This window comes from Nonomuraea wenchangensis, from assembly GCF_900111685.1.
Lineage (GTDB): Bacteria > Actinomycetota > Actinomycetes > Streptosporangiales > Streptosporangiaceae > Nonomuraea > Nonomuraea wenchangensis.
In genome coordinates this window covers 386,318-405,093 of sequence record NZ_FOHX01000007.1, presented here as the reverse complement: position 1 = coordinate 405,093, position 18,776 = coordinate 386,318, and the positions used below count along the sequence as shown (strand labels likewise).

Genomic DNA, 18,776 nt, shown 5'->3' with positions numbered 1-18,776 from the left:
TGGAAAACGCCTAGGCGCCCCGTTCCGGGGAACTTCGATGGTCTTCCAACGCATGACCGGAGGATTGTATGAGCGAGACGGAGACCCTGGCGCGACGGGCGACCGACAGCCCGGCCGTGGACAGGCTTGCGCGCGTCGGCCTGGTTTGCCGTGCGGTGCTGTACGCGCTGATCGGCGTGCTGGCGATCCAGATCGCCTTCGGCGGCAACGGTGGCCGCGAGGCCGACAAGAACGGCGCGATCAGCGAGGTGGCGTCGCTGCCGTTCGGCTCGGTCATTCTGTGGATCATGGTGGTGGGGTTCGCCGCCCTGATCGTCTGGCAGGTCGGTGAGGCCATCAAGGCCCACAAGCTCAAGGACCGGGTCGAGTCGATCAGCCGGGTCGTGGTGTACGCGTTCATCTGCACCGCGCTGCTGACCATGCTGCTGACCGGCGAGACGAACTCCGACGACGAGCGGTCCCGGGACATCACGGGCAAGCTGCTCGACCTTCCCGGCGGCCAGCTCCTGGTCGGCGCGGTCGGGCTCGGCATCATCGCGCTGGGCGTCTACTGGATGCACTACGGCTTCAAGAAGAAGTTCCGCGAGAACCTGAAGCCGATGCCGGCGAAGGCGAGCGCCATGATGGACCGGCTCGGCCTGGCCGGCTACCTGGCCCGTGGGCTGATCGCGGCGGGTGCCGGCGTGTTCGTGATCCAGGCGGCCGTCACCTTCGACCCCGACAAGGCGGGCGGCATCGACGCCACGCTCAGGGCGTTCGCCGACACCCCGGCCGGTCCTTGGCTGCTGGCGGTGGTGGCGCTGGGCCTGCTGCTGTTCGGCGTGTACTGCCTGGGCGAGGCCCGCTGGCGCCGTACCTGACCGGAACGCCGGAATACGATGTCCCGCGGGCGGAGCGCCCCCGCGGGACATCGGGCTGTCCGGGACCGGCCGCGCCGCTAAGTTGATCGTTTTCTCACGTGCGCTTGATCCACTGTTGAGGCCGCAGGCCGTAGGTTCCGAACATGCGTGCAGACATCACCTGGACGGACACGGCCGCCGTATGGGGCGCCGCCGGGATTCCAGCGGCGGGCATTCCGGTGACGGCCATCGTGACGCTGGCCGTGTGCGCGGTGGCGACGCTCGCGGTCGGCTGGCGGACCAGGGCGCGCGCGGTGCGCCAGGAGCACGCCCGCCGGGCGACCCAGGACCTCATCGCCGCCGTCGGCGACCTGCGCGCCGATCTCAAGGCGGCCGGCACGAGCGCCGAACGCGGACTCGCCGTCGCGCGGTGGCGTTCGCGGTGGATGCTCGGCGCCGCCCTGCTCGACCTCGTGGACCCCGGCTACGCCGACGCCGTGCGGGTCAAGGGCCGCCGGCTGTACGCCGATCTCATGGCCGCGGGGAAGGACGCCCCGCCGCGCGGGCTGCCGCGTACGAACATCGTCAGGGAGCTGGCCGCCCACCGCGCCCGCCGCATCCGCCCCACGGCCCGCCCACTCGTCCCGCGCTGACCGAAACGTCAGAGAACGCAACCGTTCCCGCCCCGCGCTCGAAGAGAAGAGCAGCAGGACACGGTCAGCGAGAGCGGGGCGCCGAGCGCAGCACGGCGAGCTCCTCGTTCATGGCGTCGAGGAAGGCGGCCACGGTGCGGAGCTCGTCGGGGTTGAAGCGGGCCAGCGCGTTGCCGGTGCTGCGCCCGAGCGGCCGGAAGAACGCGGCGGCGAACTCCTGCGCGGTGGCGAGGTAGTGCAGGTGGACCACGCGGCGGTCGTGCGCGTCGCGCACGCGGCGGATGTGCCCGGCCCGCTCCAGCCGGTCGAGGCAGGCCGTGACGGCGCCGGAGGTGATGTTGAGCTCGTCGCGCAGCCGGCTCGGGGTGATCGGCGTCGGCGCGTCGTAGATCATGATGAGCGCCTGGACGTCGGTCGTGTGCAGCCCGTGCTCGTTGGCGAACTCGTGGGCGATGCGGTTGAACTCGGCCGTCATGCGGCGCAGCCGCGCCGCGAACGCCTGGAGCCCGAGCTCCTCGCCGTCGCCCCCCTCGGTGTCGCCGTTCATGTCCCCATGCTACATTAACTCGATAATTGAGAGACTTAGTTATTGAGTTATCGCTCGTGACGGAGAGGTGATCGCCATGGCGCGGCGACATGTCCGCTGGCTCGTCCCGGCGCTGCTGGTGCTGGTGTGGCTGGCGGTGGGCGGCGGCCTCGGGCCGTTCGCCGGCAAGCTGGGCGAGGTGTCCACGAACGACCAGGCCGCGTTCCTGCCCCAGAGCGCGGAGTCCACGCGGGTGCTGGAGGAGCAGGAGAAGTTCCGGCAGGGCGAGGCGCAGCCGGTCATCGTGGTCTGGACGGCCGACGGCGGCGACGCCACCCTCACCGAGGCGCAGCAGGCCGCCGCCACCAAGGCGATCACCGCGCTGAACGGCGCGCGCGACGTCGTCGGCACGCCCTCCCCCGCCTTCCCCTCCGACGACAGGCGCGCCCTGCAGGGCGTCGTCCAGCTCAACCCCGAGCTCGCGAGCTCCGAGCTCCGCGACGCCCTCGACCGGATCGGCGACGCCGTGGCCGTGGACGGGCTGAAGGCGCAGCTCGCCGGGCCCGCAGCCTCCCGCGCCGACCTGGCCGGCGCCTTCGCCGGCATCGACGGTCTGCTGCTCCTGGTGGCGCTGGTGACCGTGCTGGTCATCCTGCTCGCGGTGTACCGGAGCGTGCTGCTGCCGCTGGTCATCATCGTCGGCGCGGTCTTCGCGCTCGGCCTGGCCTGCGCCGTCGTGTACGTCCTGGCCGACCGCGACATCGTCCGCGTCGACGGCCAGGTCCAGGGCATCCTGTCCATCCTGGTGATCGGCGCGGCCACCGACTACGCGCTGCTGCTGACCGCCCGCTTCCGCGAGGAGCTGGCCGCCGGCCGCGACCGGTACGCCGCCGGCCGGGTGGCGCTGCGGCGCTCGGTCGAGCCGATCCTCGCCAGCGCCGCCACCGTGGCCCTGGGCCTGCTGGCCCTGCTGCTCAGCAACCTGACCAACAACAAGGCCCTCGGCCCGGTCGGCGCGATCGGCATCGCCTGCGCCGCGCTCAGCGCCCTCACGTTCCTGCCCGCCGCCCTCGTCCTGCTCGGCCGGGCCGCACTGTGGCCGGCCAGGCCGCGCTCGGCGGAGGCAGGGGCGAGCGGGATCTGGAGCCGCGTCGCCGGCTGGGTGGACCGCCGCCCGCGCCGGCTCTGGGTCGCCACCGTCCTGCCTCTGGCCGCGCTCGCCCTGCTCGCGCCGCAGCTGGAGGCGCGGGGCGTGCCCCTCGACGAGACCTTCGTCGGCGAGACCCCCTCGGTGGCCGCCCAGGCGACGCTCAGCGAGCACTTCCCCGGCGGCTCGGGCCAGCCGGCCGTCATCGTCGCCCCGGCCGAGCGGGTGAAGGACGTGGTGGCCGCGGCCGAGGCCGTCAGGGGCGTCTCGGAGGCGGCGCCGGTCAGCGCGGACCGCCGGCCGGGCGGCGCCCCCACGGTCGTGGACGGCAAGGTGCTCGTGGAGGCCACGCTGCGCGACGCGCCGGACAGCGACGCCGCCCTGGACACCGTCGCCCGCCTGCGCGCCGCCCTCGACCGCGAGCAGGGCACCCTCGTCGGCGGCTACAGCGCTCAGCGCCTGGACACCACCGACACCGCGCGGGAGGACACGCTGGTCATCGTCCCGGTGGTGCTGGTGATCATCCTGCTCATCCTGGTCCTCCTGCTGCGCTCGCTGGTGATGCCGCTGCTCCTGGTGGCCACGGTGGCGCTGAACTTCCTGGCCACGCTCGGCGTCTCGGCGCTGGTCTTCACGCACCTGTTCGGCTTCACCGGCAGCGACGCCTCCGTCCCGCTGTACGGGTTCGTCTTCCTGGTCGCGCTGGGCGTGGACTACAACATCTTCCTCATGTCCCGCGTACGCGAGGAGACCGGGCTGCACGGGCCGCGGGAGGGCGTGCTGCGCGGGCTGGTCACCACCGGCGGGGTGATCACCTCGGCGGGCGTGGTGCTGGCCGCCACCTTCGCCGCGCTGGTGGTGATCCCGCTGTCCTTCCTGGTGCAGATCGCGTTCATCGTCGCGTTCGGCGTGCTGCTCGACACCCTGGTGGTGCGGTCGCTGCTGGTCCCCGCGCTGGTGCGGGAGCTCGGCGGCCGGGCCTGGTGGCCGAGCCGCCTCGGCCGCCTGGCGGACGCCGGGGCCGGCGATGCGGCGAAGGTGCCCGCCCTGGCCCGCTCCGACGACCAGCACCAACCCGGAGACGCCTGACCGCCCCGCCCTCCCGTTGCCGAAGCAGGCCGAACAGAAGCAGACTCAGCAGGGTGCCTCTGATCCCTGAGTCCATCCCCCGGGCCCCGTCCACACCGGCACCGCCGCAGAAGTCCGGACGTTCACGCATGGCTCGCCGGAGCGGCTGCCTGGCCTTGCTCCTGGTGCCGCTCCTGCTGCTCGCGGCGCGCGTCATGGTGCCGGTGTGGATCAATGACCAACGGCTGGCGCGGATGGTGGACCGCATCCGGGAGTATCCGCTGCCACCCGGGACAGGCTTCGGGTACTTCGACCCGCAGGTCGAGGTGAGCGGCGACTCCGGCGACTGCCTGTACACCATCCGCTTCGAGCTCTTCACCGAGCGGCGCGTCCAGGAAGTGCTGGACCACTACCGCCAGGCGAGGATCGAAGACCCCGACGGAGACCTCGGCGACTACGAGGTGGCGGCCTTCACGCTGTTCGACGAGCCCGGGGCCTCTGTGGACGGCACCTCCGGCACCAGCTCAGTGATCATCCATCTGGACGGCATGTACGACGACGACGGCTGGGCGGACAGGCGCTGCGACTGACGCGGCGGAGCCTCTGATTTCGCCAATGGTGTCTCTTCAGGGGCGGGGGCGTCCCTATGCTCCCGTTCCATGAGCATCTCGGGCGCGGAGAGCGCGCCGTACCTCGCCGCCACGCCGATCCTCGACCACGACCATCCGCGGGTGCTCGCGCTCGCCGCCGAGGCCCGCGCGGGCGGGGCGGCGGGACGGGGCCTGCTGGTCGCCGCGCACCGGCTCATCGCCGCCCGGGTACGGCCCGTGTACGCCCTGGACGACGAGCAGCCGGCGTCCCGCACCCTGCGCCGCGCCCGGGGGTCGTGCAGCCAGCGCCTGGCGGTGCTGGAGGCCGTCTCCCGGGCCTGCGGCATCCCCACCCGGGTCAGGGGCCTGCTGGTGGACGGCCGCTTCTGGCACGCCCGCTTCCCGCTGCTGCGCCCGGTGGTCCCCGACCTGGTGGTGCTGGCCTGGCCGGAGTTCCGGCCGGCGGACGGCTGGCTGCCGGTCTCGGAGCTCTACGGCGACCTCGACACGCTGCGGGAGGCCGCGCCGTTCACCAACACGGGCGCGGAGACGTTGTTCGACGCCGTGGCGCGCACCGCCGTGGACTGGGACGGCGGCGGCTGCGCGGCCTGCGACCTGTCCGGGCACGTACAGGCCGACCTCGGCCGGTACGTCTCACGGGACGCGCTGTTCCTGGAGCACGGGCAGACGGTGTGCCGGCCGGTCCGGTTCGCCGTTGACCCGGTCATGAGCCGGTACGCCGCTTCCGCCGGGAAAGCGAACTAGATTCGTCTCATGGACGTGCGCCGGATCGCGGTCGTCGGCTACGACGGCGCCGAGCTGATCGACATCGCCTGCGTCACCACGAGCCTCGGCATGGTCAGCGAGTACGGGCGCGCCCGCGTCCCGTACCGCACCGTGCTGCTGACGCCGGGTGGGCGCCCGATCAGCCTGCCCACCGGGCTGAGCCTGCAGGGCGGCCAACCGCTGGAGCGCGTCACCGGCCCGTTCGACACCGTGCTCGTCTCCGGCGGGCTCGGGCACGAGAAGGCCGCGGGCAACCCGCTGATCGTCGCCCACGTACGCCGGCTGGCCCGCGAGAGCCGCCGCATCGCCTCCATCTGCACCGGCGCGGGCATCCTGGCCGCCGCCGGCCTGCTGGAGGGGCGGCGCGTCACCACCCACTGGCGCTACGCCACCGAGCTGGCCGCCCGGCACCCCGAGGTGACCGTGGACGCCGACCCCATCTACATCCGGGACGGCAACGTCATCACCTCCGCCGGGGTGACCAGCGCGCTGGACCTGTCGATCGCGCTGATCGAGGAGGACCACGGCGCCGAGATGGCCCGGCTGATCGCCCGCCACCTGGTGATCTACCTGCAGCGGCCCGGCAACCAGGCGCAGATGAGCATCTTCACCGCCGCCCCGCCGCCCGGCAACGACGTGGTGCGCGGCGTGGTCGAGCACGTGCTCGCCGGGCTGGACGGCGACCTGTCCGCCGCCGCGCTCGCCGCCCGCGCGGGGATCAGCGTCCGGCACCTGACCCGGCTGTTCCTCGCCCACCTCGGCCGCACGCCCGGGCAGTACGTCAGGCACGCCCGCCTGGAGGCCGCCGCCCACCTGCTGGCCGGCACGTCCCTGCCGATGCCGGCCGTCGCGGCCCGCTGCGGCTTCGGCTCCGCCGAGACCCTCCGGCAGGCGTTCACCACCAGGTATGGCATCGCGCCGTCCCGCTACCGCCAGGTCCACGGAGGCCAGTGAGCGGCCGGTGAGCGGTCAGCGGCGGCCGTACTTCTTGTGGACGGCCTGCTTGCTGACCCCGATCGCGTCGGCGATCTGCGACCAGGCGAGCCCGGCGACGCGGGCCCGGCGGACCTGGCCGGCCTCCAGGCGTTCGAGCTCGCGGCGCAGCGCGGTGGTGGCCCGCAGGGCCAGCAGGGGGTCGTCGTCCTGCGTCTGCCGCATCAGGGTCGCCAGGTCGTCGGTCATGTCCTAACGGTAGTCCAGGCCGGTCGTCACCGGGACTCGGCGACCAGCCGTACGCCGAGGCCGATGAGCACAATGCCGGAGATCTGCTCCAGGCGGCGGCGCACCGCCGGCCGGCCGAGCCAGTCGGCGGCCCTGGCGACGGCCCAGATGAGCAGGCCGTACCAGAGCAGGTCGATGAGCACCCACACGACGGCGAGGGTGACGAGGGTGGCGGGCCCGGCCTGCCCGGCGGGGACGAACTGCGGCAGGAACGACAGCGCGAACACCGCCGCCTTGGGGTTGGCCAGGCAGGTGCCGAGCCCGGCGAGGTAGGCGGCCCGCCGTCCTGGGGCGGTGGCGACCTCGGGGGCCGGGGCGCCCTTGCGCGCCTGGCGGAGGGCCTGCACGCCCATCACGACCAGGACGACCGCGCCGGCGACGCGCATGACGTCGTACGCGAGCTGGGAGGCGACGAGCAGCGCCGACAGCCCGAACGCGGCGGCGAGGCCCCACAGCAGGATGCCGGTCTCGTTGCCGAGGGTGGCCGCCAGGCCGCCGCCGCGGCCGGAGCGGATGGTCTGGCGCAGGATGATGGCGGTGCTGACGCCGGGGACCATGGCGACCAGGACGCACGCGCCGGCGAACGCGAGAAGATACATGGCGGGCATCGTGACAGACCAGGGAGGCCGCACGCCGCCCCTTTTTACGCGGTCCCGTCAGCCGTAGAGCTTGTGCAGCTCGGCCACGGCCTCGCGCATGAGGGCCCGCAGCTCGGGCGGCTCCAGCACCTCGACGTCGGCGCCCATGCGCAGCAGCAGCCAGCGCGCGTGCGTGATCGACTCGACCGGCAGGGTGAGCGTGAGCCAGCCCTCCGGGTCGGGCTCGCCGGCGGCGGCCAGCGCGGCCTCGACGACGTCCCGGCCCAGGGTGAACGCCAGCAGCTCCCCCCGCCCGGGCGCGAGCTTGACCACGCACTCGGCGGTGTACATCCGCTCGCGGAACTCCTTGGCGTAACCGGTCCAGAACGCGGCCAGCTCGAAGCCCTCGGGCCGCTGGAAGTGCCCGGGCAGCGTCTCCAGGGTCAGCACCCGTGCCACCCGGTAGGTGCGGGGCGAGCCGCCCGGCGGCGCGGCCACGAGATACCAGGAGCCGCCCTTGAGCACCAGCCCGTAGGGGTGGACCACCCGGTCGACCTCCTTCTGCCCCCACCGCCGGTAGGTGATGTGGATCGGCCGCTGGTCCCACACCGCCTCGGCGACCTCGCCGAGGTGCGGCACGTCGTCGCCGGAGCGGTACCAGCTCGGCACGTCCAGCAGGAACCGCTCGCGCATCCGTGAGGCGTGCGAGCGCGGCTCGGGCGGCAGCGCGGCGAGGAGTTTCAGCTCGGCGGTGGCGACCACGTCGGCCAGCCCGAGCTCGGCGGCCGGTCCCGGCAGCCCGGCCAGGAACAGCGAGGACGCCTCCTCGGCGGTCAGCCCGTTGAGCCGGGTGCGGTAGCCGTCGAGGAGCTGGTAGCCGCCCGCCGGGCCGCGGTCGGCGTAGACCGGCACGCCGGCCGCCGACAGCGCCTCGACGTCGCGGTAGACGGTGCGGACCGAGACCTCCAGCTCGGCGGCGAGCTCGGGCGCGGTCATCCGGCCCCGCGTCTGCAGGAGCAGGAGCAGCGAGAGCAACCGGCTGGCACGCACCTTTCCATTGTATTGCCGCGCCCTTGCCGCGTTCAGAGGGAAAAGGTCAGCCGGCGAACTGCTGCCAGGCGAGCCTGACCACCATGGCGACCACCACGCACAGCAGCACCACCCGGACGAAGGCCGCGCCGCGCCTGATCGCCATCCGCGCGCCGAGCTGGGCGCCGGCGACGTTGCACACCGCCATGCCGAGCCCCAGCGCCCACTGCACGTGCCCCTGCACGCCGAAGACGAGGAGCGCGCCGACGTTCGTCCCCACGTTGATGATCTTCGCGGAGGCCGACGCGGAGACGAAGTCCAGCCCGAGGATGGTGGTGAAGGCGATGATGAGGAACGTTCCGGTGCCCGGCCCCATGATCCCGTCGTAGAAGGCGATCCCCACGCCGGCCACCGCGACGGCGGCCACGACCCGCCGGTCGGTCCGTAACCGCGGCTGCGGCAGGGCGCCGAGCGAGGGCCGCAGCGTCACGAACGCGGCCACGCCGAGCAGCACCACCATCACGGCCGGGCGCAGCACCTCGGTGGAGATCGCGGCGGCGGCCCAGGCGCCGAGTCCCGCGCTCAGCACCGCCAGCCCGGCTCCGGGCAGCGCCACCTGCCGGTCCACCTTGGTCGAGCGGGAGTAGGCCACGGCCGCCGAGGCGGTGCCGAACACCGACGACAGCTTGTTGGTCGCCATCGCCTCCACGGGCGGCAGCCCCGTGATCATGATGGCGGGCAGTTGCACCAGCCCGCCCCCGCCCACGACGGCGTCGATCCAGCCGGCGGCCGCCGCCGCGGCCAGCAGCACCAGGACCTGCTCCAGCGGCACGCGCCACTCCCCCGATTTCCCCCGAGAAACCCCAAGAGTGTACAAGCGCCACTTCAGGTGATGGCGGAGGGGCCCGGACGGGCCCCTCCGGGGATCAGCCGGCGGCCAGGGCGTGGAGCAGGCCCGCGGTCAGCGCGGACCGTTCCAGCATTCCGGCGACGCTCACGTGCTCGTGACGGGCGTGGGCCCCGTCGCCCACCGCGCCGAGCCCGTCCAGGACGGGCACGCCGAGCGCGGCGGCGAAGTTGCCGTCGCTGGCCCCGCCCACCGCGCACTCCCGCAGCTCGATCCCCATCCCGGCGGCCACCTCGCGGGCCAGGCCGAACAGCCGGGCGGTGCCGGGGCCGCGCTCCATCACCGGCCGGTTCCAGCCGCCCCGCAGCTCGAACGAGGCCCGCTCGTCGTGAGGCCGCAGCGCGGCGAGCGCCGCCCCGATCCGGTCCGCCTCGGCCTGGCTGGCCACCCGTACGTCCACCTCCGCGTGGGCCGCGCCGGCGACCACGTTGGAGCCGGTGCCGCCCGACACGACACCGACGTTGAGCGTGGTGCCGGCGTCGGGGTCGGCGAGGTCGTGCAGGTGGCGCACGACCCTGGCCAGCTCGTCGATGGCGCTCGCGCCCTTGGCCGGTTCGAGCCCGGCGTGCGCCTCGACGCCGGTGATGGAGAGGTGAAAGATGCCGACGCCCTTGCGCGCGGTCTTGAGCGCCCCGTCCGCGCTCGCCTCGAAGACGAGCACCGCGCCGGCGTTCTTGGCGGACTCCTCGATGAGCGGGCGCGACAGGGGGCTGCCGATCTCCTCGTCACCGTTGAGCAGCAGCCGCACCGGCGGGCGCGGCAGCCCGGCGGCGTCCAGCGCGCGCAGCGCCCACACGAGCTGGACCAGGCCGGCCTTCATGTCGAACGCGCCTGGGCCGGTCGCGAGGTCGCCGTCCACGGTGAACGGCCAGCCGGCCAGCGTCCCCGCGGGCCAGACCGTGTCGTAGTGGGCCAGCAACAGCACCGGCGCCTCGCCGTGGCCCAGGTAGTCGTTGACGCGGGCGTCGCCGTACACGGCCGGCTCGCCGCGTCCCCCGGCCCCGCCGTACGCGCCGCCGTCCAGCTTCTGGGTGGCCGACGGCGGCCCGAGCCGCTCCTCCAGCCAGCCGTCGAGCCAGCGCAGGCCCGCGTCGAGCAGCGCCTTGTCGTTGCTGGGCGTCTCCAGCGACACGTACGCGGCCAGGTCGGCGATCAGTTCCTCGCGATGAGCGCCGATCCAGTCGCGCAGCTCCACCGCGACGCCCTCCTGGTCGCTCTCCTCGTTCGCCGCCTCGTTCTGCGTGGTCATCAGGCGTCCTCCAGCGCGGCGAGGTGCTCCTCGCCCATCGGCGCGCGTCCGGCCTCGACGTCGGCCAGGCGGGCGAGCACGCCGCGCAGCAGCGGCGTGTCCACCTGCCCGGCCTCTGCCTCGGCCAGGACGGCACGGTAGTGGTCGTGAACCTCGACGGGACGGTGGCGGACGGCGATGTCGCGCCAGATGCCGCTGCGGTCCTTCGGCTGCGTGCGCAGCCATGCCGTCAGACGGTCCGTCGCCTCTTCACGTACCCGCTCGGGGGCCTCCGGAAGATAGGCGGCGGGCTCGAACGCGTCGAACGGCTCCAGCCGCAGCCCCAGCCGCCCGGCCACGGCGAACACCTCGGCCACCAACGCGTGCATCAGCGGCCGGTGCCGGTCGATGAGGTCGGCCATGGGGGCGTCGGCCAGCGCGGTCGCGGTCAGCATGGCGCCGAAGCCGAGCTTGGACCACAGGTGGCCGAGGACGTTGCCGGTCGCCTTGGCGCCGAGCGGCGCCAGGTCGGCCACCAGGTGGTCGACGCGGGGGCTCGCCGAGCCGTCCAGCTCGCCGATGACGAACGCCCCCGGGCCGCCGTCGCGGATCACGCCCGGCTCGACCACGTCGGCGAACAGGTTGACGAACGCGCCGATCACCCGTTCCCGACCGACGTGCTCGGCGATGAGCGGCTCGTTGAGCCCGTTCTGGACCGAGACGACGTAGCCGCCGGGGGCCAGGCGGGGCGCGATCCAGGCGGCGGCGGTCGCCGTGGCCTGGGCCTTGACGCACAGCAAGACTTTCGTCAGCGGCCCTGACACCTCCTCGAGGGTGGCCGCGTCCACCTCGGCCCGCTCGTCGCCGCCGGCCCGGCGCAGCACCAGGCCGCGCTCGCGGACGGCGGCCACGTGCGCGGCGTCGGCGTCCACGAGCCGCACCCGGTGCCCGCCCCTCGCCAGGTGGAAGGCGATGGTGCCGCCGATGGCGCCGCCGCCCACGACTGTGTAGCTCATGCTTGTTGTACCTCGCTCGTTCCCGTCCAGTGCAGGGGCAGGGCGGTCGTGCCGGCCGCGGCCCCTCCGTCGACGCGCAGCACCGCGCCGGTCACCCATTCCGCCTCCGGCCCGGCCAGCCAGCGCACCGCCCGCGCCACGTCGGGCGGCAGGCCGCGGCGGCCGAGGGGGTTGGCCGAGACGGCCGCGGCGTACTCCTCGGTGACCGGGTTGGCGGCGCTGTCCACCGTGACGAAGCCGGGGCTGACCGCGTTGACGCGCACGCCGAGCGGGCCGAGCTCGACGGCGGCGGCCTTGGTCAGCATCTCCAGCGCCGCCTTGGAGGTGCAGTAGTGCGCCGCGCCTGGGCGGGCGCGCAGCGCGGCCCCGGAGGCGATGTTGACCACCGACCCGGTACGGCCGCTCGCCGCGCAGGCCCGCCCGAACGCCGCCGTGATCAGCATGGGGGCGCGCACGTTGACGTGCTGCACGCGGTCCCACTGCGCGGCGGTCATCTCAAGGAACGGCGTCGCCGGGTAGATGCCGGCCGCGTTGACCACGACGTCGACCGGCCCGTACGCCTCCCAGGCCCGCCCGACCAGCGCCTCGGCGGCGCCCGCGTCGGCAAGGTCGGCGGCGAGCACCGCGGCGCCGGTGCGCCGGGCCAGCTCCGCCAGCGGTTCGGGGCGCAGGTCGGCGGCGGTCACGCGGGCCTGCCCGGCGTACAGCTCGCAGATCGCGGCCCCGATGCCGCCGGCCGCCCCGGTCACCAGGATGTGCCGGCTCATGTCAGCTCCTTGCCCTTGGTCTCCGGCATCGTGGCGTAGACGGCGACGCCGACCAGCGCGGCGGCGGCCACGTACAGCCAGACCTGGTCGCGGTGGCCGTTGGAGGCCATCCAGGTCGTGACGTAGGGGGCGGTGCCGCCGAAGATCGCCACCGACAGCGCGTACGGCAGCCCGATCCCGGTGGTGCGCACCTCGGCGGGGAACTGCTCGGCCATGATCACCGCGCAGTTGGCGGAGTAGCCGACGATGAGCACCATGCCGACGATCTCGATGGCGAGCAGCGAGCCGAACCCGCCGTCGAGGAACTGGAACGCCGGCCAGGCCAGCACCAGGAACCCGATCGCGAAGGCGAGCATCGTGGGCTTGCGCCCGATCCGGTCCGACAGCAGCCCGCCGAACGGCAGCAGCACCAGGAAGACCACCACCGCGATGGTGTTGGCGAGCAGCGCCCGGCTGAGCGGGATGCCGGTGGCGACGTGGGCGTAGGTGGGCATGTAGCTGACCCAGATGTAGTAGATCAGCGTCCCCGCCACGGTCACCCCGGCCACGCGCAGCGCGGCGCGCGGGTGGTCGCGGAGCATCGCGAGCAGCGGGTTGGCCCGGGTGCGGCCGGAGGAGGCGGCCTTGGCGAACGCCTCCGTCTCCGGGACCGAGACCCGCAGCCAGAGCCCGACCAGGCCGAGCAGCCCGCCGAGGCCGAAGGCGACCCGCCAGCCCCAGCTGTGCAGCGCCGCCTCGTCGAGGGTGGAGGTGAGCACGAAGCCGAGCGCGGAGGCGATGAGCACGCCGCCGCCGACGGACACCTGCTGCCAGGACCCGGCGAAGGCGCGCCGGCCGGACGCGGCCGACTCGATCAGGAACGCCGAGGAGGTGCCGAACTCGCCGCCCGCCGAGAAGCCCTGCACCAGGCGGGCGAGGACCAGCACGATCGGGGCGGCGATGCCGATGGTCTCGTAGCCGGGGCAGATCGCGATGACGAACGAGGCGCCCGCCATGAGCGAGATCGTCAGCGTCAGGCCCTTCTTGCGGCCGTGCCGGTCGCCGTACGCGCCGAGCACGGCCCCGCCGATCGGCCGCATGAGGAAGCCGACGGCGAAGACGGCCAGCGTGGACAGCAGCGCGGCGGTCTCGTCGCCGGTGGGGAAGAACTTCGCGGAGAACACCGACGCGAACGTGGTGTAGATCGCCCAGTCCACCCATTCGACGGTGTTGCCGATGGCGCCGGCCACGATCGCCTTGCGCTGCGCGGGGCTCAGCCGGGTGGACGGGGCGGCGCTGGTGGGGGTGGTGGTGCTCATCGGGCGTGCTTCCAGACGTGCTCGGCGACCTGGGCGTGGGTGGCGTACCAGATGCCCTGGTGGGCGGCGATGTGGTCGAGCAGCTCGGCCAGCGCCGCCATGCGCGAGCGGTGGCCGATGATGTGGGGGTGCAGGGTGAGCTGGAACAGCCCGCCCTCGGCGTAGGCGGCGTCGAACTCGTCACGCCAGATGCCGGCCACCTGGCGCGGCGGCGTGTACGGCCGCAGCGCCGCGTAGCGGTCCATCATCAGGTAGGGGGCGTCGTCCCTGATCCACTCCACCGGGATCTCGACGACGCCGGTGGGCTCGCCGTCGGCCAGCAGCTCGTACGGCTCGTCGTCGGCCATGAGCGAGGAGTCGTAGCGCAGGCCCAGCTCGCGGGTGATGGCCAGGGTGTGGTCGGAGAAGTCCCAGGACGGGGTGCGGATGCCGACCGGGCGGGTGCCCGACAGCTTCTCCAAAGTGTCGGCGGCGCGCAGCGCCAGCTCACGCTCGTCGGCGGCGCTGAGCAGCATGTTGCGCTCGTGGATCCAGCCGTGCATGGCGACCTCGTGGCCGGCGGCGACGTAGTCGCGCACCTCGCCGGGGTGCAGCAGCGCGGAGACGGCCGGCATGAAGAACGAGGCCGGGATGCCGTGCCGCTCCAGCAGGCGCAGCACGCGCGGGGCGCCGACGCGGGCGCCGTACTCGCCCTGGGAGAGCTTGCCCGGCCGGGTCTCGCCGTCGCGCAGCGGGATCGTCTCGTGGTCGGAGTCGAAGGACAGGGCGACGGCGGCGCGGGCGCCGCCGGGCCACGACCCGGGGCGCAGGCTGCGTCCGGCGCGCACCCGCGCGACGTGGCCGCGCCAGGTCTGCTCGTCCCACTGCCAGGGCTGCGGGGTGTCGGGGGCCGGGGCGTCGGGGGTTGCGGTCATGCGGGGTTCTCCGTTGATCGTGCGGCGGGCGTGGGGGCCCAGGCGCGTTTGAGCGTGGTGAGCTGGAGGGTGACGTCGGCGGCGCGCAGGCCGGGCAGGGAGCCGACGTCGTCGGTGAGGTAGCGGAACAGGGCGCCGTAGTGGCGCAGCGCGACCTGGGCGGCCAGGTTGAAGCGGCCGGTGGTGGCCGACAGGTAGCGGGTGCCGGGGTGGGCGGCGAGCTGCCGGCCGGCGCGTTCCAGCAGGCCGGGCTCGACCTCCAGCCAGAGCATGAACTCCAGCGCGTAGCCGAGCACCTCGGGCTCGGTGAGGGTGCGGAAGCGCAGGCAGCCGCGGCGCACCAGCGACTCCACGCGCCGCTTGACGGTGGACTCGCTGCTGCCGGCGACCTTGGCCAGCGCCTTGTAAGGCAGGCGGCCGTCCTCGCCGAGCGCCTGGACGATGACCTGCTCCAGCTCGTCCAGGCGGTCCGGCGGGCCCTCGCCGAAGAAGTCCTCGAACGGCGGCTCGGCCGCGTCGCGCAGCTCGGCGGTGGCCGCCTCGTCCAGGACGCCGGGGTTCCAGTCGTGGTTGGAGACGAACGTGCGCATGACGGCGTGCGTCTCGCTCTCGCTGACCCGGTCGCCGCCCCCGGGCACGTCGGCGATCATCACCCTGCCGATGGCGGCGTGCGTGGGCACCACGAACTCGGCCACGCAGTCGGCGCTGCCCGACACGACCGCCACGAACCTGGCCTCGGGGCGGGCCGCGATCGCCGCCGCCACGTCGTACGTGGTGCCGGGGCGGCAGCGGATGCGGCTGAGCACCGGGACGCCGAGGCCGCAGCGCAGCACGTCGACGACGCCGATGACGCGCAGGAGGCCGCGCTCGCCGAGGGCGGCGGCGCGGCGCACGACGGTGGACTCGCTCGCGCCCACGAGCCGCGCGACCAGGCTCCAGGGGGCCCGGCCGTTGAGCTGGAGTGCGGCGGCTATGGCCCGGTCCAGCTCGTCGACTTCGACGTCATCTTGCATGGAGACCATGCTCACTGACGGAATCCCCCGAGCGCAAGTAAAGAAATGACGCTATCCCCCTCACGGAGGCCCGGACATGGCGAAGGCGGCGCGCCGTGGGGGCGCGCCGCCTTGAGCGGATGGTCGGGGATCAGCGGGTGGGGGCGAGGACCCGCTTCCTGGAGGCGTAGATGTCGTCCACCAGCCGGTAGGTCCGCGCCTGCTCGGCCGTGAAGATCCGGTCGCGCTCGATGTCCTTGCGGATCTCCAGCGGCGACCGGCCCGTGTGCCTGGCCAGGATCTCCTCCTGCTGGTCGCGCATCCGCAGGATCTCCCTGGCGTGGATCTCCAGGTCGCTGCCCTGCCCGCGCCCGCCCTCGGTGTGCGGCTCGTGCAGCAGCACCCGCGCGTGCGGCAGCGCGGCCCGTTTGCCCGGCGCGCCGGCCGCCAGCAGCACGGCCGCCGCCGAGGCCGCCTCGCCGATGCAGACGGTGTGGATCTCCGGCCGGACGAACTGCATCGTGTCGTAGATGGCGCTCATCGCCGTGAACGACCCGCCGGGCGAGTTGATGTAGATGCTGATGTCCTGGTCGGGATCGATCGACTCCAGCGTCAGCAGCTGCGCCATCACGTCGTTGGCCAAGGTGTCGTCGATCGGCGCCCCCAGGAAGACCACCCGGTCCTCGAACAGCTTGTTGTACGGGTTGAGCTCCTTGATGCCGTAGGAGGTGCGCTCGGTGAACGACGGCAGCACGTAACGCCCGCTCATCTTCAGTTCATCCCTTCGGCGATGTGGTCGACGAAGCCGTACTCCAGGGCCTCCTGGGCGGTGAACCACCGGTCGCGGTCCGAATCGGCCTGGATGCGCTCCAGCGGCTGGCCGGTGTGCCGGGCGATGATCTCGGCCATCCGCCGCTTGGTGAAGCGCATGTTCTCGGCCTGGATCTGGATGTCGCTGGCCGAGCCGCCGATGCCCCCGAGCGGCTGGTGCATGACCACGCGGGAGTTGGGCATCGCGTAACGCTTGCCCTTGGCGCCCGCGCACAGGAGCACCTGTCCCATCGACGCGGCGAATCCCATAGCGACCGTCGCCACGTCGCACGGAATGAACTGCATCATGTCGTAGAGCGCCAGCCCGGCCTGCACGGAGCCGCCCGGGGAATTGATGTAGAGGGTGATGTCGCGTTTGGGGTCCTCGGCGGCCAGCAGAAGGAGCTCCCCGCAAAGCCGGTTGCAGATCTCATCGTCGACCTCCTGACCGAGAACGACGATGCGCTCCTTGAGCAGCCGCTGGCCGAGCTGGTCGGGCCAGGCCGCGTGCTTGGTCTCCGTCATGGGGGTCGCCTTCCTGGTGCGGTTGATCGCTGCGGAAAACGCTAGTCCCGGCCTTACCGAATAACGGAGATTTTTCGCTGGGGGCGCATTTCTCTAAAAGCGCATTCCACCCTCGGCGAATTCAGCTCGACATTCTTTCGCCAATGTGCGAGGCCCCCGGGAAACGCCGGTCAGCGCACGCCGCCGCGCCGCATCAGCTCGGCGGCCGGGAGCAGGGTCGCCTCCGCCGCCGTCAGCCCCGCGGCCTCCAGCGCGCGGTCCACCAGCCGCAGCCCCACCGCGTAGCCGGCCATGTCGGGAACGCCGCGCGGCTCCTGACCGAAGGCCCGCATCGCGCCGTCGCCCAGCACGTACGCCGGCGTGTGCCGCATCCCCTGCAGGTCGAAGTCCTTCATGATCAGCTCGTACGCCCGGTCGAACTCCTCCCCGGTCACCATCGCCGACCACGGCCCCATCGCCTCCGGCCCGGACAGCTCCCGCACGAACGCCTCGGCCAGCCCCTCCGCCACCACGTGCTCCCCCACGGTCACCGTCACCGGGTTCCACTCCACGTTCGTGAAGCGCACGTTGTGGTGGAACTCGTGCACCGCGCAGTGCGCGATCCGCCCGATCACCTCCTCGCCCGGCCAGGCCAGCAGGAACAGCCAGCCGGGCGAGCCGCCCATGCCGTAGTAGCCGCCCGAGCGCCCCATCAGGTTCTCGTCGTCGGGGTTGCCGAGCACGAACATGACCTGCAGCGACTCGGGCTGCGCGGCCCCGCTCAGCCGCTCGGAGGCGCGCTCCAGCTCCCGCCGCACCTGGCCGAGCACGTCGGCCTCGATCATCCGCTCGACGGCGGGCAGGTAGCGCGGGTCCTCGGCGTCGACGCGGAAGCCGCCCGCCTGATGGTGGATGTCCACGATGTCGCCCGGCATCGGGATCGCCGAACGCATCGGCGCGAGCATCCCGGCCACCGCCGCCGGCCGCTCGTCCAGGGGCCGCCGCAGCAGGGCGGCCATCGTCGTCAGGGTGTCGTGCACGATGAACTCCATGACGGCGACGCTAGAACCTCACGTCACGTGAGGGTCAAACGCCTTAGAGCGGCGACTCCTCGCCGTTGTCGTCCCCGGGTGACCTGCCCGGCGTGAGCGGCCCGCTGCGCGTCGGCGACGGCGACAGCGACGGCGAGGGCCGCGGCTCGGTCGTCTCCGGCACGGGCGGCGGCGTCGGCACGAACACCGTCGGCGGCAACTGCCGCGGCTGCGGCTCGCTGTCGCTGCGCCCGAGCACCAGGAGCAGCAGCATCGCCGTCACCAGGGCCAGCAGCAGCGCCAGCGCCAGCGCCGCCATCAGCACCCGCCGCCGCGTCTCGGTCAGCGGCCGGCGCCGCGTCACCGGCCCCGGCAGCGCGGGCGCGCGGTCGGTCAGCCAGTACGGCACGAAGTCCGGCCCGTGCGCCTGCCCGATGAGCGTCCCGCCCACCATCACCGGGTTCAGGAACCACTCCGCGCCCGGCTCCCCCGGCACGTACGGCGCCGCCACCCACGGCGCGCTGCCCAGATCGCTGTCCAGCACCTCGGGCGCCCCGTCCAGCACGGCCGTCCGCTGCCGGCCCGCCCGCCCGAACCAGGGGCGTCGGCCCGACCGCTCGCCACCCGCGCCCCTGATCGCGGTGATGAACCGCTCGCGCGCCGCGGCGTCGAACGCGGCGCCTCTCGTCAGCACGGCCAGCGACACCGCACGCCCGTCGGACGCCTGGCCGAGGTACACGAAACCGGCCGGCGCCTGGTGCAGGCGCGCCTGCACCACGAAGGGCCCCAGGCGGGGCGGATCGCCGTACTGCAGCGGACTTGCCACGTTTGCCATGAAAGCACAGACGTGGCGTCGTGCACGTTTGCGGCGC

The 18,776-nt window shown here is 73.3% G+C and carries 21 protein-coding genes; 6 read left to right on the top strand and 15 right to left on the bottom strand.

Annotated elements, in window-relative coordinates; all coding sequences use genetic code 11:
- Nucleotides 1–68: 68 nt before the first annotated feature.
- Together BMW85_RS23510 and BMW85_RS23505 are read left to right on the top strand one after the other, a co-directional pair.
- The gene (locus BMW85_RS23510; RefSeq protein WP_091085025.1) at nt 69–860 is read left to right on the top strand and encodes a DUF1206 domain-containing protein; all 792 of its coding nucleotides are present in this window, start codon (nt 69–71) and stop codon (nt 858–860) included.
- Between the two features lie 143 nt (nt 861–1,003).
- Nucleotides 1,004–1,492, top strand: coding sequence for a hypothetical protein (locus BMW85_RS23505; protein WP_143082376.1), 489 nt, complete (start codon nt 1,004–1,006; stop codon nt 1,490–1,492).
- Between the two features lie 64 nt (nt 1,493–1,556).
- Here BMW85_RS23505 and BMW85_RS23500 read toward each other — a convergent pair whose 3' ends face one another.
- The gene (locus BMW85_RS23500; protein WP_091085020.1) at nt 1,557–2,039 is read right to left on the bottom strand and encodes a MarR family winged helix-turn-helix transcriptional regulator; all 483 of its coding nucleotides are present in this window, start codon (nt 2,037–2,039) and stop codon (nt 1,557–1,559) included.
- A 76-nt stretch (nt 2,040–2,115) separates the two neighbouring features.
- Here BMW85_RS23500 and BMW85_RS23495 point away from each other — a divergent pair, with 76 nt between their 5' ends.
- From BMW85_RS23495 to BMW85_RS23480, 4 genes are all read left to right on the top strand, one after another.
- Nucleotides 2,116–4,254, top strand: coding sequence for an MMPL family transporter (locus BMW85_RS23495; RefSeq protein ID WP_091085372.1), 2,139 nt, complete (start codon nt 2,116–2,118; stop codon nt 4,252–4,254).
- Between the two features lie 128 nt (nt 4,255–4,382).
- Nucleotides 4,383–4,823 carry a hypothetical protein gene (locus BMW85_RS23490; protein WP_143082375.1) on the top strand — a complete coding sequence of 147 codons (441 nt, stop codon included), beginning with the start codon at nt 4,383–4,385 and terminating at the stop codon, nt 4,821–4,823.
- A 69-nt stretch (nt 4,824–4,892) separates the two neighbouring features.
- The gene (locus tag BMW85_RS23485) at nt 4,893–5,588 is read left to right on the top strand and encodes a transglutaminase domain-containing protein (RefSeq protein ID WP_091085016.1); all 696 of its coding nucleotides are present in this window, start codon (nt 4,893–4,895) and stop codon (nt 5,586–5,588) included.
- A gap of 9 nt (nt 5,589–5,597) precedes the next feature.
- The gene (locus BMW85_RS23480) at nt 5,598–6,563 is read left to right on the top strand and encodes a GlxA family transcriptional regulator (protein WP_091085013.1); all 966 of its coding nucleotides are present in this window, start codon (nt 5,598–5,600) and stop codon (nt 6,561–6,563) included.
- 15 nt (nt 6,564–6,578) lie between these two features.
- On the opposite strand, the gene BMW85_RS23475 is transcribed toward BMW85_RS23480, so the two are convergent.
- The 14 genes from BMW85_RS23475 to BMW85_RS23415 all read right to left on the bottom strand — a co-directional run bounded on the left by BMW85_RS23475 (nt 6,579) and on the right by BMW85_RS23415 (nt 18,739).
- Complete coding sequence (locus BMW85_RS23475; protein WP_177240837.1) at nt 6,579–6,791, bottom strand: hypothetical protein; 213 nt, start codon at nt 6,789–6,791, stop codon at nt 6,579–6,581.
- A 26-nt stretch (nt 6,792–6,817) separates the two neighbouring features.
- Nucleotides 6,818–7,429, bottom strand: a complete 612-nt coding sequence (locus BMW85_RS23470) for a LysE family translocator (protein WP_245775018.1) — start codon at nt 7,427–7,429, stop codon at nt 6,818–6,820.
- Between the two features lie 57 nt (nt 7,430–7,486).
- On the bottom strand, nt 7,487–8,458 hold the full coding sequence (locus BMW85_RS23465; protein WP_091085008.1) for a helix-turn-helix transcriptional regulator: 972 nt from the start codon (nt 8,456–8,458) through the stop codon (nt 7,487–7,489).
- Nucleotides 8,459–8,504: 46 nt separating this feature from the next.
- Complete coding sequence (locus BMW85_RS23460; RefSeq protein ID WP_091085005.1) at nt 8,505–9,269, bottom strand: TSUP family transporter; 765 nt, start codon at nt 9,267–9,269, stop codon at nt 8,505–8,507.
- Nucleotides 9,270–9,363: 94 nt separating this feature from the next.
- Complete coding sequence (locus BMW85_RS49665) at nt 9,364–10,593, bottom strand: M20 family metallopeptidase (protein ID WP_177240836.1); 1,230 nt, start codon at nt 10,591–10,593, stop codon at nt 9,364–9,366.
- Complete coding sequence (locus BMW85_RS49660) at nt 10,593–11,588, bottom strand: ketopantoate reductase family protein (protein ID WP_177240835.1); 996 nt, start codon at nt 11,586–11,588, stop codon at nt 10,593–10,595. Before BMW85_RS49660 ends, BMW85_RS49665 begins: the two co-directional genes overlap by 1 nt.
- Nucleotides 11,585–12,355: an SDR family NAD(P)-dependent oxidoreductase gene (locus tag BMW85_RS23450; protein ID WP_091085003.1), complete on the bottom strand. Its 771-nt coding sequence runs from the start codon at nt 12,353–12,355 to the stop codon at nt 11,585–11,587. Before BMW85_RS23450 ends, BMW85_RS49660 begins: the two co-directional genes overlap by 4 nt.
- Complete coding sequence (locus tag BMW85_RS23445) at nt 12,352–13,653, bottom strand: MFS transporter (RefSeq protein WP_091085000.1); 1,302 nt, start codon at nt 13,651–13,653, stop codon at nt 12,352–12,354. The genes BMW85_RS23450 and BMW85_RS23445 overlap by 4 nt, the downstream gene beginning before the upstream one ends.
- Nucleotides 13,650–14,567 carry a polysaccharide deacetylase family protein gene (locus BMW85_RS23440; protein ID WP_091084998.1) on the bottom strand — a complete coding sequence of 306 codons (918 nt, stop codon included), beginning with the start codon at nt 14,565–14,567 and terminating at the stop codon, nt 13,650–13,652. The genes BMW85_RS23445 and BMW85_RS23440 overlap by 4 nt, the downstream gene beginning before the upstream one ends.
- On the bottom strand, nt 14,564–15,580 hold the full coding sequence (locus tag BMW85_RS23435; RefSeq protein WP_091085367.1) for an Lrp/AsnC family transcriptional regulator: 1,017 nt from the start codon (nt 15,578–15,580) through the stop codon (nt 14,564–14,566). Before BMW85_RS23435 ends, BMW85_RS23440 begins: the two co-directional genes overlap by 4 nt.
- A 130-nt stretch (nt 15,581–15,710) precedes the next feature.
- A complete protein-coding gene (locus BMW85_RS23430) occupies nt 15,711–16,328 on the bottom strand; it encodes an ATP-dependent Clp protease proteolytic subunit (RefSeq protein ID WP_091084994.1) in 618 nt (205 codons plus the stop codon).
- Nucleotides 16,329–16,330: 2 nt separating this feature from the next.
- The gene (locus tag BMW85_RS23425) at nt 16,331–16,894 is read right to left on the bottom strand and encodes a ClpP family protease (protein ID WP_091084991.1); all 564 of its coding nucleotides are present in this window, start codon (nt 16,892–16,894) and stop codon (nt 16,331–16,333) included.
- Between the two features lie 170 nt (nt 16,895–17,064).
- Entirely contained in the window at nt 17,065–17,925 is an 861-nt protein-coding gene (locus tag BMW85_RS23420; RefSeq protein WP_091084989.1) for a DUF2268 domain-containing putative Zn-dependent protease, read from the bottom strand.
- Nucleotides 17,926–17,968: 43 nt separating this feature from the next.
- Entirely contained in the window at nt 17,969–18,739 is a 771-nt protein-coding gene (locus BMW85_RS23415; protein ID WP_245775017.1) for a hypothetical protein, read from the bottom strand.
- Nucleotides 18,740–18,776: the final 37 nt, after the last annotated feature.

Coding starts and splice junctions, on each gene's coding strand:
- BMW85_RS23510 (WP_091085025.1), top strand. CDS start 69: ATGAGCGAGACGGAGACCCTGGCGCGACGGGCGACCGACAGCCCGGCC.
- BMW85_RS23505 (WP_143082376.1), top strand. CDS start 1,004: ATGCGTGCAGACATCACCTGGACGGACACGGCCGCCGTATGGGGCGCC.
- BMW85_RS23500 (WP_091085020.1), bottom strand. CDS start 2,039: ATGAACGGCGACACCGAGGGGGGCGACGGCGAGGAGCTCGGGCTCCAG.
- BMW85_RS23495 (WP_091085372.1), top strand. CDS start 2,116: ATGGCGCGGCGACATGTCCGCTGGCTCGTCCCGGCGCTGCTGGTGCTG.
- BMW85_RS23490 (WP_143082375.1), top strand. CDS start 4,383: ATGGCTCGCCGGAGCGGCTGCCTGGCCTTGCTCCTGGTGCCGCTCCTG.
- BMW85_RS23485 (WP_091085016.1), top strand. CDS start 4,893: ATGAGCATCTCGGGCGCGGAGAGCGCGCCGTACCTCGCCGCCACGCCG.
- BMW85_RS23480 (WP_091085013.1), top strand. CDS start 5,598: ATGGACGTGCGCCGGATCGCGGTCGTCGGCTACGACGGCGCCGAGCTG.
- BMW85_RS23475 (WP_177240837.1), bottom strand. CDS start 6,791: ATGACCGACGACCTGGCGACCCTGATGCGGCAGACGCAGGACGACGAC.
- BMW85_RS23470 (WP_245775018.1), bottom strand. CDS start 7,429: ATGTATCTTCTCGCGTTCGCCGGCGCGTGCGTCCTGGTCGCCATGGTC.
- BMW85_RS49665 (WP_177240836.1), bottom strand. CDS start 10,593: ATGACCACGCAGAACGAGGCGGCGAACGAGGAGAGCGACCAGGAGGGC.
- BMW85_RS49660 (WP_177240835.1), bottom strand. CDS start 11,588: ATGAGCTACACAGTCGTGGGCGGCGGCGCCATCGGCGGCACCATCGCC.
- BMW85_RS23450 (WP_091085003.1), bottom strand. CDS start 12,355: ATGAGCCGGCACATCCTGGTGACCGGGGCGGCCGGCGGCATCGGGGCC.
- BMW85_RS23445 (WP_091085000.1), bottom strand. CDS start 13,653: ATGAGCACCACCACCCCCACCAGCGCCGCCCCGTCCACCCGGCTGAGC.
- BMW85_RS23440 (WP_091084998.1), bottom strand. CDS start 14,567: ATGACCGCAACCCCCGACGCCCCGGCCCCCGACACCCCGCAGCCCTGG.
- BMW85_RS23435 (WP_091085367.1), bottom strand. CDS start 15,580: ATGCAAGATGACGTCGAAGTCGACGAGCTGGACCGGGCCATAGCCGCC.
- BMW85_RS23430 (WP_091084994.1), bottom strand. CDS start 16,328: ATGAGCGGGCGTTACGTGCTGCCGTCGTTCACCGAGCGCACCTCCTAC.
- BMW85_RS23425 (WP_091084991.1), bottom strand. CDS start 16,894: ATGACGGAGACCAAGCACGCGGCCTGGCCCGACCAGCTCGGCCAGCGG.
- BMW85_RS23420 (WP_091084989.1), bottom strand. CDS start 17,925: ATGGAGTTCATCGTGCACGACACCCTGACGACGATGGCCGCCCTGCTG.
- BMW85_RS23415 (WP_245775017.1), bottom strand. CDS start 18,739: ATGGCAAACGTGGCAAGTCCGCTGCAGTACGGCGATCCGCCCCGCCTG.